Genomic DNA, 19694 nt, shown 5'->3' on the forward strand with positions numbered 1-19694 from the left:
AGCTCATGTGGTCGGTGATGTCGATACTGTTTCCCTGTGACCGAAAGTCGACGGGATTACCGGCCGGTGGTTCGGCGAGCGCGTACATCTGACGTCCCCGCGATAAAGCAACTCGTGGACACCTACGCCGGAAAGATTTTGTTGGAAAAGAATCTTGTGACGCTCTATGAGTCCGTGCAGGAATTCTGGGTGGCCGAAGACCCGGAAGTCGCCGGCAAAGTGATCGGGTGCGGCGCGCTGCACGTGTTGTGGTCCGACCTCGGGGAGATCCGGACGGTCGCGGTAGACCCGGAAGTGACCGGCCACGGAGTCGGCCATGCGATCGTCAACCGGTTGCTCGAGGTGGCCCGCGAACTGCAACTCGAGCGCGTGTTTGTGCTGACTTTCGAGACGGAGTTCTTCGGCAAGCACGGGTTCACCGAGATCGAGGGCACCCCGGTGACTGCCGAGGTTTTCGAGGAAATGTGCCGTTCTTATGACCTCGGTGTCGCAGAGTTCCTGGATCTGAGCTATGTCAAACCCAACATTCTGGGCAACTCCCGGATGCTGTTGGTGCTATGAGGGTGAGCAGACGCGAAATCGCACTAAAACCGGGGTTTTAGTGCGATTTCGCGTCTGCTCGCGGGGTTAGTCCCCGTCCGGGTCGCTGCCGTCGGCGCCGCTGCCGCCGCGGATCAACGCCAGCGTCCCGGCCAGCTCGTCGGGCTTGACCAGCACCTCGCGGGCCTTCGAGCCTTCGCTGGGCCCGACGATGCCGCGCGTCTCCATCAGGTCCATCAAGCGTCCGGCCTTGGCGAAGCCCACCCGCAGCTTGCGCTGCAGCATCGAGGTCGAACCGAACTGGCTGGACACCACCAGCTCCACGGCCTGCAGGAACACGTCCATGTCGTCGCCGATGTCGGGATCGACGTCGGTGCGCTCACCGCTGGGCTTCGCTGCGGTGACACCCTCGGTGTATTCCGGTTCCGCCTGGTCCTTGCAGGCGGCGACGACGGCCTGGATCTCCTCGTCGGTGATGTAGGCGCCCTGCAGCCGGATCGGCTTGCTCGCGCCCATCGGCAGGAACAGGCCGTCGCCCATGCCGATCAGCTTCTCTGCGCCGGCCTGGTCCAGGATCACCCGGCTGTCGGTCAGCGAGGACGTCGCGAACGCCAACCGGGACGGCACATTGGTCTTGATCAGCCCGGTCACCACGTCGACCGACGGCCGCTGGGTGGCCAGCACCAGATGGATGCCGGCGGCGCGCGCCTTCTGGGTGATCCGCACGATGGCGTCCTCGACGTCGCGCGGCGCGGTCATCATCAGGTCGGCGAGCTCGTCGACGATCGCCAGGACATACGGATAGGGCCGGTACACCCGCTGACTGCCCAGCGGAGTCGTGATCTCACCGGATCGCACCTTGGCGTTGAAGTCGTCGATGTGCCGCACCCGGGAGGCCTGCATGTCCTGGTAGCGCTGCTCCATCTCCTCGACCAGCCACGCCAGCGCCGCCGCGGCTCTCTTCGGCTGGGTGATGATCGGGGTGATCAGGTGCGGAATACCCTCGTAGGGCGTCAGTTCCACCATCTTCGGGTCGATCAGGATCATCCTGACCTCTTCCGGGGTGGCCCGGGTCAGCAGCGACACCAGCATCGAGTTGACGAAGCTGGACTTGCCGGATCCGGTGGAACCGGCCACCAGCAGGTGCGGCATCTTGGCCAGATTGGCCGAGATGAAGTCGCCTTCGATGTCCTTGCCCAGGCCGATCACCAGCGGGTGGTGGTCCCGGCGGGTCGACGGTGCGGTGAGGACGTCGGCCAGTCGCACCATCTCGCGGTCGGTGTTGGGCACCTCGATGCCGACGGCGGACTTGCCGGGGATCGGGGCGAGCATGCGCACGCTCTCGGTGGCAACCGCGTAGGCGATGTTGCGCTGCAGCGCGGTGATCTTCTCCACCTTCACGCCCGGACCCAGCTCCACCTCGTAGCGGGTGACGGTGGGACCGCGGGTGCACCCGGTGACCGCGGCGTCGACCTTGAACTGGGTGAGCACTTCGCCGATGGCTTCGGCCATGTGGGTGTTGGCGGCGCTGCGCTTCTTCGGTGGATCGCCGGCCACCAGCAGATCCAGCGACGGCAGCGCGTACGGCCCTTCGACTACCCGGTCCAGCACCTGGGTGTCTCGCTTCTCGGCGGCTTTGGCTCCGCGCCGGCGGGTCCGCGGCTCCGGGATTGTCGGCGTTTCGTCCGCGAGGGGTTCGTCGAGCGCATCCGGCGCCGACGGCCAGGGCTTGGGCTCGTCCTCGGGGCGCAGCGGGGCCTCGTCGTAGTAGCCGTCCGAGAAATCTTCGGCCGGGGCGACTTCGACGGTGTCCGCGTCATCACCGGAGAAGTCGTCGTACTCGTCGTCTTCGTACTCGCGCTGGAACAACCGGGTGCCGAACATGCCGCGCAGCGCGTCGGGCACCTCGCGGATGGTGATGCCGGTCAGCAACAGCACCCCGAACAGCGCGCAGATGAACAACAGCGGCGCCGCGATCCACGCCGTCAATCCGTCCGAGAGCGGCCCACCGATGGCGAATCCGATGAATCCCGCTGCCCGCCGGCGCATTTCGGGGTCTTCGGGCGAACCCGCCCATAGATGGCGCAGGCCCAGAAACGACAGCGCGACGAGGCTGGAGCCGAGAATCAGCCGTGGCCTCGCGTCGGGATCGGGCTCGGTGCGCATCAGCACGATCGCCGCGGTGGCGGCGACCAGCGGAAGCAGGACCACCACGGAGCCGACGAACATGCGCAGACCTGCGTCGACCCACGCCCCCACCGGCCGGGCAGCGTCGAACCATGAACTGGCGGCGACGATCACGGCGAGACCCAGCAACGCCAGCGCGATCCCGTCGCGGCGATGTCCGGGTTCGATGTTGCGCGCCCGGCCGATCGACCGCGCCGCACCCCCAGTCCCCCTGGCGGCCATCATCCAGCTCGCGCGCGCGACGCGACCGCACGCGCGTCCGGTCAGCACCAACAGCGACTGGTTGCGGCGTCGGGCCGGCCTGCTGACCCGCTTGACGGGCTTGCCCGGGGGCTTCTTGGGCGCGCGGGACCCTGCACTCGATCGCCCACCTGCGGCCCCGGCCCGCGAAGTGGCCCCTGACCTGCTCGTTCGTGTTGCGGAGCGGGCGGTGGTCTTACTGGCCATGCTGGCAAGCGTAGTCGCAAGGACAACATCCGCACCACCCGCCACACTGGTAACGAACGGTTTATCGGTGGGACTCCATTTTGTGACCCGGCCCCCACAGGTGACGTCTGCCGTTTATCAGAACCCGCGCCCGGCAGGATCTTTCAACAGGCATTGTGGGGAGGTGCCAGAAACTGATCACCTCGACAGCCGGGTCGGCGACGCAGCGACAGTTCGGTCGGTGTTCGATGCAATGAGCCTGATGGCGTGCTGTTATCACGGGCCGGAACTTCGTGTCGTAGCCGCCAATGCCGCCTACCGGTACGTCGCCGGCCGCGACGACGTGATCGGCCGCAGCCTCCGAGAGCTATTTCCGGAAATGGACCGACAACTGATGATTCCGGTGATCGAGCGCGTCTACGCCACCGGCCAGACCGAGATCGGCCAGGAGTGGCGAGTTCATTGGGAGCACCCCGCGTCGAACCAAGCCACAGAAGGCTGGTTGAGCTTCGTCGCGACACCGCACCCCGAAGATCCTGAGTCGGTCATCGTATACGGAGCCGACGTGACCGAACATGTGCAGCAGCGCCAGCATGCGACTCAACAGGCGGTGGAAGCGCAACGCCGCTACGAGGCAACCCGCGAGGTCGTCGACGAACTTCAGCGGGCTTTGTTGCCGGTCGAGCTTCCAGTGGTCCCGTATCTCGACATCGCCGCCCGCTACCTCACGGCGTCGCGCGACCAGACGGCGGGCGGTGACTGGTTCGACGCCATACCGCTCCCCGATGGCCGGATGGCTCTGGTGGTGGGCGACGTGGTCGGGCACGGGGTTGCGGCGTCGGCCGCGATGGGGCAGCTTCGAGCCGCGCTGGAGCTGGCGTTGACCACCGCCGCCGACCTGGGTTCTGCCATCAACCAGGTGGACATGTTCGCGGCGCAGAAGCCACCGTTGCGGGCCGCCACCGTCGGCGTCGTCGTCATCGACCCGCGAACGGCGGATATGCAGTACTGCCTGTGCGGACACCCGCCGCCGGTCGTTGTCGGCGCCGACGGCTCCACTCGCTTCCTGCACCAAAGTGGAAACGCCCCAATGGGGGTCGGGCACCACCATCTCGTCCTGCAGGAATCACTGAGGCCCGACGACGTGGTGCTGCTCTACTCTGACGGCCTCATCGAGCGTCCCGGCCGGACGATCACCGAAGGCTACGCAGAGATCGCGCAAGTGGCGGCCGACGCGGTAGCCAACCGCGTGCTGCCCACCGGAGCCGCGGACTCACCCGCCGCTCGGGTGTGTCAGCTGACCGTCGAATTGCTCACCCGCACCGGCTATGACGACGACGTGACCGCTCTGGCAGTGCAACTTCTCGCCGCACCGCCACCGGAGTTGGCGGTGTCGACCATCGCCGACGATCACGGCATCGCCGAAGCCCTCGCCGGCGTCCGATCCTGGACGGCCGCAATCGGTATCAGCGATGAGGCCACGCTGGCATTGGAGCTCTCCGTCAACGAGGCCGTCTCCAACGCCGCGGTGCACGCTTACCCGGACTGCGCACCGGGGCCGTTGCGCATCACCGGCCGGCTGCATTCAGGTGGGGTGGCAGAAGTCCACATCGGCGACGACGGGCAATGGCGCGAGCCCGGTGTCGGTGATTCCGGTCGGGGCTTGGCGATGATGGAGCGGCTCCTCGACGAGGTCACGGTCAGCCATGATGGCATGCCGCACCCCGCCGGAAAAGGCACCGTAGTAAGGCTGCGGCACAAGGTGTTTCGCCCTGCCCTCGTCGCCTCCAATGCTCCCGGAAGCGGCTCGGCGCCGGTGGCGTTGCACAGCTATGCGGCCGAGCGCTCCATCGAAGCCGGCATCGCGACCCTGAAGGTGACCGGCGCGGTAGACGCCCTCGCCGCAGAGCAATTCGGCGCCGATCTCTCCGACGCCGCTCAGGGCGGCACGGTTGGGTTGACGGTGCTGCTGAATCAGGTCACGCTGCTGACGAGCCGTGGCGTTCGGGCTTTGTTCGAGACCCGCGCCCACCTGGCCGCCCACCAGCGACCTTTTACTCTGGTGGCCTCCCCGGGCAGCCCTGCGGCCGTCGTACTGAATCTGGTCGGACTCGGTCACGTCGCAGACCCGTAGTCGAGCAGGTCCGCGCCCATGTCGCACGGCTGTGAGTAGGGTGAAAAACCGTGGGTGACGAGCCACAGCGCTGAACCCACCCCGCCCGCTGACTCACACCGCCGTCAGGAGACCCCAGCATGCCCGTAGTCGTCGTCGCCACGCTGACCGTGAAGCCCGAATCGGTCGACACGGTCCGAGACATCCTCACCACCGCGGTCGAAGAGGTGCACGGCGAGCCTGGCTGCCAACTGTATTCGCTGCACCAGTCCGGGGAGACCTTCGTGTTCGTCGAGCAATGGGCCGATGAAGAGGCGCTGAAGACCCACAGCACCGCGCCGGCGGTCGGCAAGATGTTCGGCGCCGTCGGCGGGCACCTGGCCGGGGCACCCGACATCAAGATGCTGGCTCCCGTTCCGGCCGGGGACCCTGATAAAGGTCAGATCCGCGCCTGATGACCCGGCCGCTGGAAGGCAAGACGGCCTTCATCACCGGTGCCGCACGCGGTCAGGGACGCGCCTACGCCGTCCGGCTGGCCGCTGACGGCGCCGACGTGATCGCCGTCGACCTGTGCGGCCGGATCGACAGCGTGCCCTACCCGCTGGGTACCGCTGAGGACCTGGCGCAGACCGTCAAACTCGTCGAAGACACCGGGTCGCGGATCGTGGCCAGGCAGGGTGACGTGCGGGACCGCGACTCGCTGGCGGCCGCGTTGCAGGCAGGCCTTGACGAGTTCGGTCGCCTCGACATCGTGGTGGCCAACGCGGGCATCGCGCCCATGCAATCGGTTGACGGGTGGCGCGACGTCATCGACGTCAACCTGACCGGGGCCTACCACACCGTCGACGTGTCGACGCCGACCATGATCGAGCAGGGACAGGGCGGCTCGGTCGTGCTGATCAGTTCGGCTGCCGGTCTGGCCGGCGTCGGAAGCGCCGACGCCGGCTCCATCGGCTACACGGCCGCCAAGCACGGGCTGGTCGGGTTGATGCGGCTGTACGCCAATCTGCTTGCGCCCCACGATATCCGAGTCAACTCGGTGCATCCTTCCGGAGTCGACACGCCGATGATCAACAACGAGTTCACCCGGGCGTGGTTGGCCGATCTGGTCGGCAAGTCCGGCCGGGCACCCGGCATGAGCAACGCCTTGCCGGTGCCGATCCTGCAAGCCGAGGACATCGCCAACGCAGTGGCCTGGCTGGTCTCCGACCAGGCCCGCTACATCACCGGTGTCACGCTGCCGGTCGACGCCGGCTCGGTGAACAAGCGGTAGGGTACCAAGTGCGACGAAATCTCGCTGCGCGCACCGCTTTCGGACCGATGCTGCTGGCCGCGGTGGAGCAGCACGAACCGGCCTCCCGGAGGCTGGTGGACGACGACCTGGCCGAGCTCTTCCTGCCGGCACCGTTGCGCTGGCTGGTCGCCGCTGTCCGCCCGCCGGTTCTTCGCCGGGCCTTTATCGCCGCATCGGAGTGGACCGGCCCCGGACTGTGGGCAAATCTGGCCTGCCGCAAACGATTCATCGACGACAAGCTCGCCGAATCGGTCGGTGACATGGACGCGGTGGTGATTCTCGGAGCCGGCCTGGACACCCGCGCCTACCGGTTGACCCGTCAGATCCGCAAGCCGGTCTTCGAGGTGGATCTGCCGGTCAACATCGCCCGCAAAGCGCGGACCGTACGAAGGGTGCTGGGCGAACCGCCGCTCTCGGTTCGGTTGGTGGCATTGGACTTTGAGCGCGACGACCTGCTGACCGCGCTGGCCGAGCACGGGTACCGCACCGACTACCGCGTGTTTCTCGTTTGGGAGGGCGTCACCCAGTACCTCAGCGAGGGCGCCGTGCGCGCCACGCTGGAGGGACTGCGCCCGACGGCGCCGGGTAGTCGCATGGTGTTCAGCTATGTCCGAAGCGACTTCATCGACGGGACCAACCGGTACGGCACCCGCACGCTGTACCGCTCGGTGCGGGGCCGGCGTCAACTCTGGCATTTCGGTTTACTGCCTCACGAGGTGGACGGCTTTCTCGCCGAGTACGGCTGGCGACTGCTCGAGCAGGTCGGGCCGGACGAGCTCATGGAGCGTTACGTGCGGCCCGCCGGGCGCACACTGCCGGCCTCACAGATCGAATGGTCGGCCTGCGCGGAGAAGATCTAGCGATCCGGCTGGCTCGCGCCGGGTTCGCACCCGCGAGTGCGCCTCAGACCTCGAGAACCGTGGGCACGATCATCGGCTGGCGGCGATAGACTTCCCCCACCCATTTGCCGACGGTGCGACGCACGCCCTGAGCGATCCGGATCGGATCGGTGACGTTGTTGGCGGCCAACTGTTCCAGTTCGACCTCGACCTTGCGCACTGCGGGCTCCAGTGCCTTCGGGTCCTCGGAGAAACCGCGGGAATGCAGATGCGGTCTCGCAGCCGGCCTGCCGGTGCCCCGATGTACCACCACGGTGATCCCGACAAAGCCGGCGGACAGGATGAGACGCTCGCCCAACGTGATTTCGCCGACGTCGCCGGTGATCAATCCGTCGACGAACATCTTGCCGACGGGTACCGCACCGGCGACACGGGCCTTGCCGGCGACCAGATCGACGCTGACGCCGTTCTCCGCCACCAGGATCGACTCCTGCGGTACACCGGTGCTGGCGGCCAGCTTGGCGTTGGCCCGCAGGTGCCGCCAGGTGCCGTGCACCGGCATGACGTGGCGCGGACGCACGCCGTTGTACAGGAACAGCAACTCACCGGCGTAGGCGTGACCCGAAACATGTACCCGCGCTTGCGCATTGGTGACGACGCGGGCCCCGATTTTGGCCAGTGCGTCGATGACCCCGTAGACGGCCTCCTCGTTGCCCGGGATCAGCGAGGACGACAACACGATGAGGTCACCATCGGTCAGGGTGATGCTCCGGTGCTCGCCACGTGACATCCTCGACAACGCCGCCATCGGCTCGCCCTGGGTTCCGGTGGTGACCAGCACCACCCGGTCGGCCGGCATCTCCTCGGCGGCGGCGATGTCGATCAGGTCGGAATCGGCCACCTTCAGGAACCCCAGCTCGCGGGCGATGCCCATGTTGCGCACCATCGACCGTCCGACGAACGACACCCGCCGGCCCAATGCCACTGCGGCGTCGATGATCTGCTGCACGCGGTCGACGTTGGAGGCGAAACACGCCACGATGACCCGCCCGTCGGCGCCACGGATCAGCCGGTGCAGGGTGGGTCCGATCTCGCTTTCCGAGGGCCCGACGCCGGGATGCTCGGCGTTGGTGGAGTCGCACAGGAACAGGTCCACACCGGCGTCCCCGAGCCGCGACATGCCGGGCAGGTCGGTGGGACGGCCGTCGAGCGGCAGTTGGTCGAGCTTGATGTCGCCGGTGTGCAGCACGGTCCCGGCACTGGTGTAGACGGCGATGGCCAGCGCGTCCGGAATGGAGTGGTTGACGGCGAAGTATTCGCATTCGAACACCCCGTGCCGGCTGCTCTGCCCCTCCTTGACTTCGACGAACACCGGCTTGATGCGGTGTTCGCGGCATTTGGCGGCGACCAGCGCCAGGGTGAACCTCGAGCCGACGACCGGGATGTCGGGCCGCAGCCTGAGCAGAAACGGGATCGCCCCGATGTGGTCCTCGTGGGCGTGGGTGAGCACCAGCGCCTCGATGTCGTCGAGCCGGTCTTCGATATGACGCAGATCGGGCAGGATCAGGTCGACCCCGGGTTCGTCGTGAGTGGGGAACATCACGCCGCAGTCGATGATCAGCAGCCGGCCGAGATGCTCGAAAACCGTCATATTGCGGCCGATTTCGCTGATTCCGCCCAGCGCGGTGACCCGCAGTCCGCCCGCGGCCAGAGGACCGGGCGGGGCGAGCTCCTCGTTCAACGTCAACTCACCGGAGAACGCAGGCCGCGCGCATATCGGCGGCCAGTGCGTCGAGTTGCTCGGGGGTGGCCGCCACCTGCGGCAATCGGGGGTCGCCGGCTTCGATGCCCTGCAACCGCAAGCCCGCCTTGGACAGCGTCACGCCGCCCAGTCGGCTCATTGCGTTGCAAAGTGGCCCCACCGAGTGGTTGATCTTGCGGGCGGTGGCGACATCACCGGAACTGAAGGCGGACAACAACTCCCGTAGCTGACTTGCCGCCATGTGCGAGATCACGCTGATGAAGCCGGTGGCGCCCATGGCAAGCCACGGCAGATTGAGCGCGTCGTCGCCGGAGTAATAGGCCAGGCCGGTTTCGGCGATGATCTGTCCCGCGCCATGCAGATCAGCCTTCGCATCCTTGACGCCGACGATGTTGGGGTGTGCCGCCAGCGCGCGCAGCGTGTCGAATTCGATCGGCACCACCGACCGGGGCGGGATGTCGTAGAGCAGAACGGGCAGTTCTGTCGCGTCGGCCACGGCGGTGAAATGCGCTATCAGCCCGCGCTGCGGCGGCCGCGAGTAGTAGGGCGTGACCACCAGGAGCCCGTGTGCGCCTTCGGCGGCTGCGGACCGGGCGAGCTTGATGCTGTGTGCGGTGTCGTAGGTGCCGGCACCGGCGATGATCCGGGCCCGGTCCCCGACCGCGTCCAGGACGACCCGAAGCAGCTCGCGCTTCTCATCGTCGGTGGTGGTCGGCGACTCCCCGGTGGTTCCGGAGACGACCAGACCGTCGCAACCCTCGTTCACCAGGTGGGTGGCGACCTCGGCCGCAGCCGCGGTGTCCAGAGCGCCGTCAGCGCCGAACGGAGTCACCATCGCGGTCAGCAGCGTTCCCAGCCGTGCTGGGGCATCGAATCCGACGGTGCTCACGGTTCCCCAGATTACCTGGCTAGAGCAAGCCTCCGAGCACCGCCGCGACGCTCAGGCCTCGGTGGCCAGCGGGCTGGTCGCCACCTCGGTGCCGTCGGCCAGCGTGGACACCTCGAAGTCGGCGAACACGGCGGGCGCTACGCCGACGAGCTGGCCCAGACATGCGATCGCCAACCGGCGGATCTCGACGTCGGCGTGCTCGCTGGCCCGCATCGCGATGAAGTGCCGCCATGCCCGGTAGTTGCCGGTCACGACGATGCGGGTCTCGGTGGCGTTCGGCAGCACAGCACGGGCGGCCTGACGGGCCTGCTTGCGGCGCAGGATTGCGTTTGGCTGGTCGGCGAACTTCGCTTCCAGCTTGCCGAGCAACTCGGTGTAGGTAGCGCGGCTGGCGTCTGCGGCGGCGGTCACGATTTCGCGCAGCTCGGGGTCGTCCTCCACGCCGGGCGGCAGCACTATCTGCGAGTTGTTCTCGGGCACGTAGCGCTGCGAGAGCTGCGAGTACGAGAAATGCCGGTGCCGGATCAGCTCGTGGGTGCACGACCGCGAGATGCCGGTGATGTAGAACGACACGCTGGCGTGTTCGAGCACCGAGAAATGCCCGACGTCGATGATGTGCCTGATGTAGCCGGCGTTGGTCGCGGTCCGCGGATTCGGCTTGGACCAGCTCTGGTAGCAGGCCCGGCCGGCGAACTCGACCAGCGCGGAGCCCCCGTTGGCGTCGGTTGCCCAGGGCACCTCCGGCGGCGGCAGGAAGTCGGTCTTGGCGATCAGTTGCACGCGCAGCGGCGCGGTCTCGGCCACGGCGCTCAGCGTAGCGGGGTTGCTATGCGGGGGCACGCAGCGGCGCCGCCCTGCTGATAGCGTCGTGGCACCATTCACAGGTAGCGCTGACAGGAGTTGGATTGCTAGATCGCGAAATCCTGTCGCTGGAACTCGATGCATTGGCGCAGTTGGTTCCAAAACTCCACGGCTTGGCGGCGAAGCTCAATGCGCCCACTCCCCTGCCGGAGACGGCAGCCGACACACCGACGCTGCTTACCGCCATCGCAGTAAGTGCGGAACCCTATCCGCCTTCCGCACGAAGGTTGCGCAGCGGTTCACGACGGTGGGTGACCGCGTGGATAGAGCGCGGACCCAGTTCGCAAATGCCGATGCCAACCGGGCGGGGGTGATAACCGGCTCGAAAAATCCAGGAACCGCTGGCGTCCATGGCGGTCCACTTGTGATCGCAGCAAGCCTGGGGTAAGCGGCTGTGGTAAGCCGAAGCCAGATCGATTCGGCGCGACCGGAAGTGGTGCTTACGCTGATCGACTCGTGGAGGGCCACCGCGACCGAATTGGAAGAATCTGCCGACGAATACGTACATGCGGTGGAACACCCGGGTGGACAATCCTGGACGGGACAAACCGCTGATGCAGCAGTCGCCCTTGCCTACGCCGATCGCAAGGAAATCATTCGCGGTGCCGATGCAATCAGAAGGATGGCAGACAGAGCTTTCCGAGGCTTGACCGAGTCCGTCATGCCGAAACTGACGAATGTGCGAGCCATGATCGACAACGCAGAACGTCAGGGTTTTCTGGTCAACGACGACCTATCGGTGGCATGGACTCGTCCGGCCGGAATCAGCGATGCGGCCGCGGAGAAGTACCAGGAGGCTACTCTCGGGTTCACCCGGCAGATCAGAGACGCCGCACAGGAATGGTGGGCCGCCGAACTGCAGGTCTCCAACCAAATGAACCACGACGGCGATACGCTGGGCTGCCCCACGTTCAATGAAGGCCCTCGGACCTCGAAACCATATCCTCGTTTGGTCGACCGGACTTGGAAACAAGACCCCACGCCGGCACCTGAACCGCCGATATCTCGTCAGCAAGCGGCCGCCGGATTGCAAGACGTCGATCGAAGGATTTGGGAGCACAACCATATCGAAAAGCCTTTAATCGAGTCACTGCCCGCGAAGGACCCACGAAGAACCGACTTTCACATCGACACCGAACTGCTGAATCAGGAAAAGCGACAATACCTCGATATCTTGCCGAAGCAGCACCCCCCGACGAGTGTGATCGGCCCCGGCGGTGTCAACCTGCCGGGCGTGCCTCCGGGTCTAATCTCCGACACCCCAGCGAAGTCAGGACAAGGATGGATCTATCCGATCCCACCCAACCAACCGGGAATCGAACCGCGCGTCGTGTCAATACGGGTCATGGAATCGAACTCAGGTTATCCCAACGGATACCTAAATTACCTTAACGCGGCAGGCCAGGAAGTAGATCCATTCACCGGACGCACCATACCACCTTCGGACCCCTTTGCGCACATACCGATATCGAATTAATGATAGGATCGATGGTGTGAGAAGCTATGCAATTAGTCAACTTTACGAATATACACCAGACATCGATTTTAAGATTTCATCAAACCTTAATCCTCTGATTGAACAGGGCGCTCTAGACGAGGCGGAGTTGATTGATGTGCGCGTGTCTCCGCAGCGTTCACGTGCCGGGGCGATATTCGATATTCGATGGTGCGGTTTCACCGGATCAAACGTCGCATTGGTCGTGATGACAGGAGTCGGGAAGGTCGCGTGGGCGAACGATGTCACCAGTCGACAGAAAGATTGGTATTCGACCCGCGGCTATTGGGCACCGAGCACATCGGAAAACTCGAGGCGGCCAACGGGTGACTATGACCAACTGTGGGCAGCGGACGCCGATTCCCCCGAGGCTGTCACTTCTGAGACGATCACGCCCGTTGGGGAAAGATTGCAGGAGTATGTCCTGGGTTTCGACTGGCTATCTCTGTCGGGATTAGCTGCTCGAATGTACATCGGTTACGCACCCGGACTCGGCGACGCACCTCCTGATATGACAGAGTTGTCCGACGCCGAGATCATTGCCGGATATCCCCAGTGGTCATCGGGGATGGAGGTTCGCGAGTATTACACGTATTCGAGCAGAAAAGACATTTTCGGTTGAGGTCGCCCCACCGGTGTCATCAATCCAGACCCCTGTAGCTTTCTGCATCCATTAATCGACCTGCGTGCTCCGCATATCGGGGTGCCAACGCCTCCATTTGTTCAATCACCAACTTGATCGCTGCCGGTTGCTTGTCCGGCGGGTACTTGTATTTGACAAGCAGTCGCTTGATGGACGACCGCAATTTCGCCCGGACATCGTCCCGTACGGTCCAGTCGGTTTTGGTGTCACGCTGCATGACTGCCACCAGTTCCCGGGCTATCTGCGCCAGCACCTCCTCGCCCTGCAGCTCAACTGCCGATTCGTTGTCTGCGACAGCGTCGTAGAACGCGAGCTCGTCATGCGACAGCGGCGGCGTGAACTTCTTGCCTCGATCACCCTCGGCAGCAACCTCTTTGGCCATCGCGATGAGTTCGGCGATCACCTCAGCCGAGGTGAGCTGCTGGTTGGTGTACTTGCGCATCAACTCCGAAACCCGCTCAGAAAAGCCGCGCTGACGCACCAGATTGTTCTTGGTCGCTACGCCCATCTCTTTGCTGAGCAGAGCACGCAGCGCCTCGATGGCCAGGTGTGGGTTTTCCGACTTTTTGGCCTTGGTTTCGAATTCCGGCGTCAGGTCGGACAGTGACGGCTTGTCCAATCCCGCAGCGTCGTAGATGTCGATGATCTCGCCGCCAGCGGTCGACGCATCGACCAGTCCCGAGAGCAGTCGCTTGATTTCCTCAGGGATCGGCTTGCCCTCGGCTTGGCGTTGCTGGGCATCGAATTTGCCCATCACCACCCGGGCCTGCTCGTAGAACTTCACCGTCTGCCGCAACTCTGCCAACGTCTCGTTGCCCGCGCATAACGACCACGCCCGCGCCAAATGGCTTGACAAAGTGCGGAACCGATCGTCAAGCGTTGGTGTGTTCTGATTCCCCGGAGTGCTCGGCGCACGCAGGTAGGCGGCCAGGCCGATGGCCGCCTTCAACCAGCCAACGATTGGCGCCTTGGAACGCCAATCGTAGCCCGCGCATAATTCGTCCAGTCGAGCAACGAGTTTGCGGGTCTCGACAACGGCGGCTTCGATGTCCTTGCCGAGCGGCTTCTCCGCACGGTCGGTCTCGGTGTATTCGGCCAGGGCCGCCGCGAGGTTGTCCACCAGGGGCGCGTAGGCGACCAGCAATCCCGACGGCTTGCCACGGAACGTCCGATTAACGCGTGCGAGCGTCTGCATCAACAGCGCGCCTTTGAGCGGCCGGTCCAAATAGAGGGTGTGCAGCGGGGGCGCGTCAAACCCAGTCAGCATCATGTCTTTGACAATGACGATCTGCAGCTCGTCGTCAGGGTCGCGCAACCGTTTCTGAATGGTCTTGTTTTGACCCTCTCGGCGCACATGTTTCGCGATCAGCCCCGAGTCCTGCGCAGAACCCGAATAGACAACCTTGACGACGCCCTTGTCGACGGAGTCGTGACCCCAGTCCGGGCGGAGCGTGATGATCTCCTCGTACAGCCGGGCGCAGATCTCCCGTGTTGCGCCGACGATGAACGCCTTGCCAGCACAATCGATGAACGGCCGCATCGCTTCGGAGCGCGCTTCCCAGTGGGTGACAATGTCTTCGGCCAGCTTCGCCAGGCGCGCCGGTGCGCCGTAGATCGCGTTGATGACGGCAACCGACTTTTCGACCTGCGCACGTTCCACATCATCGAGACCGAGGGTTGCCTCTTTGGCGGCCTCGTCCAGGTCGTCCGCGCCGACGCCGGCCGCCCAACCAACTTTGGCTAACCGTGGCTCGAAATAGACTGGCACCGTTGCGTTATCGGCTACTGCCCGGGTCAGGTCGTAGGTGTCGATGGTCGGGCCGAAGACCGCACGGGTATTGCGATCAACCTCCGAGATCGGCGTGCCCGTGAAGGCGATGAACACCGCGTTGGGCAGTGCGTCGCGAATGTGGCGGGCATAGCCGTCGATATTGTCGTAATGGCTGCGGTGGGCCTCGTCGACGATGACGATGATGTTGCGCCGGTCGGTCAGCAGGGGGTGGTCGACGCCGGTTTCGCGTTCGGCCTTGGTAAGACCGAATTTTTGCAAAGTGGTGAAGTAGATGCCGCCGGTAGAGCGGTGCGACAGCTCGTCGCGCAGCTGCGATCGCGTGGTCACTTTCGCCGGGGATTCGGCGAGCAGCGCCGAGCGATTGAATGTTTCGTACAGTTGGGAGTCGAGGTCGGTGCGGTCAGTGACGACGACGATGGTCGGGTTCTTCAGTTTGGGGTACTGGGCTACCAGGTGCGTGTAGAGCTCCATTTCCATCGACTTGCCCGAGCCCTGGGTATGCCAGACCACACCGGCCTTGCCGTTGGTCTCAGCCGCCTGCACCGTCTGCCCGGCCGCTTTGGTGACGGCGAAGTATTGATGGGGTTTAGCAATTCGCTTGATCAGCCGGTCGCCGTCTTCATCGAAGGCGGTGAAGTTGCGCAGCAGCTGCAGGAAGCGTTCGGTGTTGAACAAGCCGTCGATCAGGGTCTCCAGCTCGATCGGCACGTCCAGCTCGTCAGCAGACTGCCCGACCTTGACAAGGTTGCCGTCGTCGTCGACGTTCCACGGCGCGAAATGCTCTAACGGGGTGAACGGTGTGCCGTAGCGGGCGTTGATGCCATCGCTGATTACGGTGAGCACCGCGAACCGGAAAGCCATGGGGAATTCGCGTCGATAGGTTTGGAGTTGCGCATGCGCGGCGGCGACGTCAGCGTGCTGCGCACCGGCCTGCTTGAGTTCGAAGATGGCGACCGGCATCCCGTTGAGGTACAGCACCACGTCGAAACGCCGGTGCTTCTCGGTGGTACGGATCGTAACCTGTTGGACGGCAAGAAATTCGTTCTCCTCGGGCCGGTGGCTGATCAGCCTTATCGTGGGGTTCTGCTCGATGCCGTCGGAGTCGATGTAGCTGATTCCCCGGTAACCCTCGACGAGGTAGCGGTGTAGCCGGAAGTTCTCGGTGATGGCGTCCTGAGATCGCGGCGTGATGATCTGTGCCCGCGCCTGGTCCAGGTAGTCGCCGGGAACATTGGGATTCAGCGCCCGCATTTTGGCCAGCATGCGGTCTGGCAGCAGGATGTCGGACCAGGATTCGCGACCGTTGTCGGTACCGGGAGCAATGTCGCTGCCGGACATGGCGATCCACTCATGCTCGGCCAGTTCGTCGAGCACCATGTGCTCCCAGGCGGCCTCACTGAATTCGGTCATGATCGCTCCTTATCACTTTCGCCGTCCAGCTCGGCTTCGAGCTCTTCGACCGTGGGAAGGCTCGTCTCGAGTTCTGATGGGAGACTGGCGGTGATCGCGGTCTTCCATTCGGCGACACCGATCGGCGCCGTGTATCCGCGCAACGCGTATTCGGCGACGACGTTGTTCTTCGTCTTGCACAGCACAAGGCCGATGGTCGGCCTGTCCTCTGCGTGAAACAGTAGGTCGTCAACCGCCGACATGTACATGCCTAGCTGCCCAAGGTAGCTCGGGTCGAAGTCGCCGACCTTGAGCTCGATCACGACGAAGCAGCGCAGCCTCAGGTGGTAGAAGAGCAGGTCGGCGTAGAAGTCGGCATCGCCGATCTCCAGGTGGACCTGACGACCGACGAACGCGAAGCCCTGTCCGAGTTCCAGGAGGAACTTCTCTACGTGGTCGGTCAGCGCCTGTTCCAGGTCACGTTCCCCGCGAATGTCGGCGACGCCGACGAAGTCGAAGAGGTAGGGATCACGGGTTGCCTGCTCGGCTAGGTCTGAGTCCGGCGGCGGCACGGTGTCGGTGAAGTTGGTGATGGCGCGGCCGGCCCGGTGGTGGACTTGGCCCTCGATGTGGTGGACAAGGAGGTTGCGGCTCCAGCCTTGGTCGACGGCGGCTTGTGCGTGCCAGAGTCGCAGGTCAGAGCTGTCCAGCTTCTCATTTAGCGTGATGTGGTGGTACCACGGCAATTGTGCAAGTGGCGCTTGCACAATTGCCCGGTGTGGCCACGCCGCCGCAAACGCTCGCATGTACTTAAGGTTGCGCGGCGAGAATCCCGTGGCCTCCGGAAAGCGTTCCTTGAAGTCAGAAGCCAACCGGTCAATTACGCGAGCGCCCCAACCTTCGGCGTTCTGCCGAGCCAAGATTTCCTTGCCGACTTCCCAGTACGTGGCGACCAGCTCCTGATTGGCTGCCACAACGGCGCGTTGACGCCCGGCTTGAACTCGGCCAGCCACGACATCGAGCAGCTCTAGATACCAGTCCGGGACAGCGGCCTTGGGCTGTATCGCAAGGAACCTGGCCTCGTTCTTGCCTTGGTCATCGCGCGCCATCGTGATCCTCTGCCAAGGGCCGGGCACCGTAGTCGACGAGCTGCAGCCTCGGCGGACGTGCGCCCCGGCTAACACTGACACTGTCTATGTAGTGGCGAAGATTGTCTATGTCGGTGTCTATGAGCAGGTCACGCGACTCAATTCTCCGGACTAGCGTGGCACCGCATGGGCGAGTTTCGCGGGGAGCCATCAAACCTCCAGCGACAAATCGGGTCCAACGTCTGCGGCCGAGTTGCCGGATGGCGCAAACCCGATATCCAGGCGAGGTTCGACGGCTGCCTGGTCGCTGTTGGCGATCCCGTATGGAACATGTACCCCAGCTATGTGTTCGACAGCGCTGTCCAAGTGGATCTGCTGATCGTCAAAGAATACGTGGGGACGCAAAACCTGAAGCACCTTGACTTTTTCGATCCCACCTAGAAAAAAGGCATCATTAACATTCACACCCCATGCCCTGAGCGAGTTCACGGCTCGTTCATGGGCGGGTGCATTCCGGGCTGTGATCAACGAGATCCTCAACCTCAGTTCGTATGACGGATCTGCCAACTTGCGTTGGTCTTCTATCGATTGAATACGGTTGAGATCCTCAAGAAGCTCCTTCAGCGGACCTGGATCAAGCGGGACTTCGCGGTGAGAAGATTCATGTTCCAGGTAATGCTCGATTACTTCTGCCTCTTTGTAGATCTGCTCCGAGGCATCAGTTGCTAGAACACCATCGAAGTCGAACGCGATTCGAAGCGAAAGATCTTCAGGATCATACGAAGCAGAGGACGGCAAAACATGCCCTGCGGGCGACCCCGCGGCGATAGCCGCATCAACGTCGCGGCGGTTCCCCGATAAGAACAACGACATGCTCAGCGCTTTGATGTAAGCGTACGGAGCTTGTCCCTGAGTGAATACCGCGCGACTCACCGCGAGGTTATATGCTTGCACCGACCGCATTACTCTGAGCCCGGTCATAGGGTCGTTATGTGACAAAATGATCACTTCGACTAAGGGATCGTCAGGCCGAAGGTCGTTCAGGCTAAGTAAGCGCTGGATAAACGGGAAAGCAACTCCTGGCCTCAAGGTTTCTTCGATACGTTCGTCCTGATAGTCCCGATACTTCGATTCACCGTGCTCGCGAAAATATGCATCGGATTCGGATAAGTCGAACAGTGCGCTTGACGCAACACCAACTACAAGACGATCCTCGAGTTCGTACGCCACTAGACCACCGCTTGGGCGAGGTTCTTTGGGCTTCTGACCGTCAGACGGCCAGTCATAAAAAGGGGGAGCAGCTCGTCGCGTGCGGTTAACAAATTCACATTCTCCTGCTCGGCTGCCAACGCGCGAGACCACAAAGTGCTCATCACCGTGTCGATACGGTCAATCTCCCCAGCGACGGGGACTTTTGTCGACTCGTCCAGGTGACGACGCTGAATGTGGCCCATGGTTGTCGCCTTGTCGCTTGCGATCGCCTTGAAATCCTCCAACTTCGCGCGAAGCGCCTGGTTGACCAGCCACAGAGGATACCCAGCCTTCGGAATCACTTTGAAAATATGTTGATTGACAATCGCCTCCGGACGGAACCAACGCGCTACAGTCAGCGATCCCGACCAGGCGAAAAGAAGATCACCAGGCCCGACCAGGTGGTCTCTCGGCACCTCAATGTCGTTGTAGACAGTCGATCCCCCGATGCCCGAATTAAGTTCCGCAATACGCACAACCACGCGGCCACGGCCAGAAGCGTTCTTTGTAAACGCTCTTCCGTTCACGAAAGACGCCATCTCTGACAAACTGGCGTCCAATCCGTTCGCGGTCGAGGACAGCCACACAGCTTTTGCTAAGGTATCAGCAATGACTCGGATTCGCTCGTTAGCGGCGATCTTGTCATCGAGGGCACCGAGCACATCGGCGATAACCCGTTGCTCATCGATATCCGGTAGCTGAAGTTCCATGGAACGCTGATCGGACAAGCTGACGTACGGTGCCATGTCCGTCTGCCCTTTGAGCACATCGAGTTGTCTCTTGAAATCATCAGATGCCATCAGATATCGAAGGAACCGTTGATCAAGCTTCTCGGGATTCAGCGAGCGCCAGAATGTCGTTTGAGGTGAGCATACGAAGTCGGGCGAGGTCATTGGAGCGACTGCGATGCGGCCGACGGTTCCCTTGTGAGACAAGATCACATCCCCGGGCGCACCGATACCTTTTCGGATTCGCGCCCGGGCAACACCGTTGATTCGCCCCGCGCCTTCGAAGTCGACCTCTCCGCTCGACATGTCAGCAGCACGAATGAATGGCACACCATCGACGACGAACTCATCGGGGCGCGGACGGTATTCGCCATGGTTACCGTCCTCCACCCGAAGT

At 63.6% G+C, this 19694-nt stretch carries 15 protein-coding genes; 7 read left to right on the forward strand and 8 right to left on the reverse strand.

Annotation, left to right across the window (positions count from 1 at the left end; all coding sequences use genetic code 11):
- The first annotated feature begins 36 nt into the window (after window positions 1-36).
- A complete protein-coding gene (locus tag ACX9NE_RS13625; RefSeq protein WP_459362031.1) occupies window positions 37-561 on the forward strand; it encodes an amino-acid N-acetyltransferase in 525 nt (174 codons plus the stop codon).
- Between the two features lie 66 nt (window positions 562-627).
- On the opposite strand, the gene ACX9NE_RS13630 is transcribed toward ACX9NE_RS13625, so the two are convergent.
- Entirely contained in the window at window positions 628-3174 is a 2547-nt protein-coding gene (locus ACX9NE_RS13630) for an FtsK/SpoIIIE family DNA translocase (protein ID WP_459362030.1), read from the reverse strand.
- Between the two features lie 163 nt (window positions 3175-3337).
- Here ACX9NE_RS13630 and ACX9NE_RS13635 point away from each other — a divergent pair, with 163 nt between their 5' ends.
- From ACX9NE_RS13635 to ACX9NE_RS13650, 4 genes are all read left to right on the forward strand, one after another.
- Window positions 3338-5287, forward strand: a complete 1950-nt coding sequence (locus ACX9NE_RS13635; RefSeq protein ID WP_459362029.1) for a SpoIIE family protein phosphatase — start codon at window positions 3338-3340, stop codon at window positions 5285-5287.
- Window positions 5288-5406: 119 nt separating this feature from the next.
- On the forward strand, window positions 5407-5721 hold the full coding sequence (locus tag ACX9NE_RS13640; RefSeq protein WP_459362028.1) for a putative quinol monooxygenase: 315 nt from the start codon (window positions 5407-5409) through the stop codon (window positions 5719-5721).
- Window positions 5721-6539: a mycofactocin-coupled SDR family oxidoreductase gene (locus ACX9NE_RS13645; protein ID WP_459362027.1), complete on the forward strand. Its 819-nt coding sequence runs from the start codon at window positions 5721-5723 to the stop codon at window positions 6537-6539. Before ACX9NE_RS13640 ends, ACX9NE_RS13645 begins: the two co-directional genes overlap by 1 nt.
- Before the next feature lie 8 nt (window positions 6540-6547).
- Window positions 6548-7420 (forward strand): SAM-dependent methyltransferase, encoded by an 873-nt coding sequence (locus ACX9NE_RS13650; protein WP_459362026.1) that lies wholly within the window; start codon window positions 6548-6550, stop codon window positions 7418-7420.
- A gap of 43 nt (window positions 7421-7463) precedes the next feature.
- Here ACX9NE_RS13650 and ACX9NE_RS13655 read toward each other — a convergent pair whose 3' ends face one another.
- The 3 genes from ACX9NE_RS13655 to thyX are packed head-to-tail and all read right to left on the reverse strand — an operon-like array spanning window position 7464 to window position 10854.
- The gene (locus tag ACX9NE_RS13655) at window positions 7464-9140 is read right to left on the reverse strand and encodes a ribonuclease J (protein WP_459362025.1); all 1677 of its coding nucleotides are present in this window, start codon (window positions 9138-9140) and stop codon (window positions 7464-7466) included.
- A 7-nt stretch (window positions 9141-9147) separates the two neighbouring features.
- Window positions 9148-10050 (reverse strand): 4-hydroxy-tetrahydrodipicolinate synthase, encoded by a 903-nt coding sequence (gene dapA / locus ACX9NE_RS13660; RefSeq protein WP_459362024.1) that lies wholly within the window; start codon window positions 10048-10050, stop codon window positions 9148-9150.
- 51 nt (window positions 10051-10101) lie between these two features.
- Complete coding sequence (thyX, locus tag ACX9NE_RS13665) at window positions 10102-10854, reverse strand: FAD-dependent thymidylate synthase (protein WP_459362023.1); 753 nt, start codon at window positions 10852-10854, stop codon at window positions 10102-10104.
- A gap of 535 nt (window positions 10855-11389) precedes the next feature.
- Between thyX and ACX9NE_RS13670 the strand changes: the two genes are divergently transcribed.
- Window positions 11390-12388 (forward strand): hypothetical protein, encoded by a 999-nt coding sequence (locus tag ACX9NE_RS13670; RefSeq protein ID WP_459362022.1) that lies wholly within the window; start codon window positions 11390-11392, stop codon window positions 12386-12388.
- A 16-nt stretch (window positions 12389-12404) separates the two neighbouring features.
- Complete coding sequence (locus ACX9NE_RS13675) at window positions 12405-13028, forward strand: hypothetical protein (protein WP_459362021.1); 624 nt, start codon at window positions 12405-12407, stop codon at window positions 13026-13028.
- Between the two features lie 19 nt (window positions 13029-13047).
- On the opposite strand, the gene ACX9NE_RS13680 is transcribed toward ACX9NE_RS13675, so the two are convergent.
- From ACX9NE_RS13680 to ACX9NE_RS13695, 4 genes are all read right to left on the reverse strand, one after another.
- Entirely contained in the window at window positions 13048-16251 is a 3204-nt protein-coding gene (locus tag ACX9NE_RS13680) for a type I restriction endonuclease subunit R (protein ID WP_459362020.1), read from the reverse strand.
- Window positions 16248-17339 (reverse strand): PDDEXK nuclease domain-containing protein, encoded by a 1092-nt coding sequence (locus tag ACX9NE_RS13685; RefSeq protein WP_459362019.1) that lies wholly within the window; start codon window positions 17337-17339, stop codon window positions 16248-16250. Before ACX9NE_RS13685 ends, ACX9NE_RS13680 begins: the two co-directional genes overlap by 4 nt.
- A gap of 189 nt (window positions 17340-17528) precedes the next feature.
- Entirely contained in the window at window positions 17529-18548 is a 1020-nt protein-coding gene (locus ACX9NE_RS13690; RefSeq protein ID WP_459362018.1) for a 5'-nucleotidase, read from the reverse strand.
- Window positions 18548-19687, reverse strand: coding sequence for a restriction endonuclease subunit S (locus tag ACX9NE_RS13695; RefSeq protein WP_459362017.1), 1140 nt, complete (start codon window positions 19685-19687; stop codon window positions 18548-18550). Before ACX9NE_RS13695 ends, ACX9NE_RS13690 begins: the two co-directional genes overlap by 1 nt.
- Between the last annotated feature and the right edge of the window lie 7 nt (window positions 19688-19694).

The organism is Mycobacterium sp. ML4, from assembly GCF_054515735.1.

Excerpts from the sequence above, each read along its gene's own strand:
- ACX9NE_RS13640 (WP_459362028.1), top strand. The coding sequence starts at position 5,407 with ATGCCCGTAGTCGTCGTCGCCACGCTGACCGTGAAGCCCGAATCGGTC.
- ACX9NE_RS13630 (WP_459362030.1), bottom strand. The coding sequence starts at position 3,174 with ATGGCCAGTAAGACCACCGCCCGCTCCGCAACACGAACGAGCAGGTCA.
- ACX9NE_RS13680 (WP_459362020.1), bottom strand. The coding sequence starts at position 16,251 with ATGACCGAATTCAGTGAGGCCGCCTGGGAGCACATGGTGCTCGACGAA.
- ACX9NE_RS13685 (WP_459362019.1), bottom strand. The coding sequence starts at position 17,339 with ATGGCGCGCGATGACCAAGGCAAGAACGAGGCCAGGTTCCTTGCGATA.
- ACX9NE_RS13645 (WP_459362027.1), top strand. The coding sequence starts at position 5,721 with ATGACCCGGCCGCTGGAAGGCAAGACGGCCTTCATCACCGGTGCCGCA.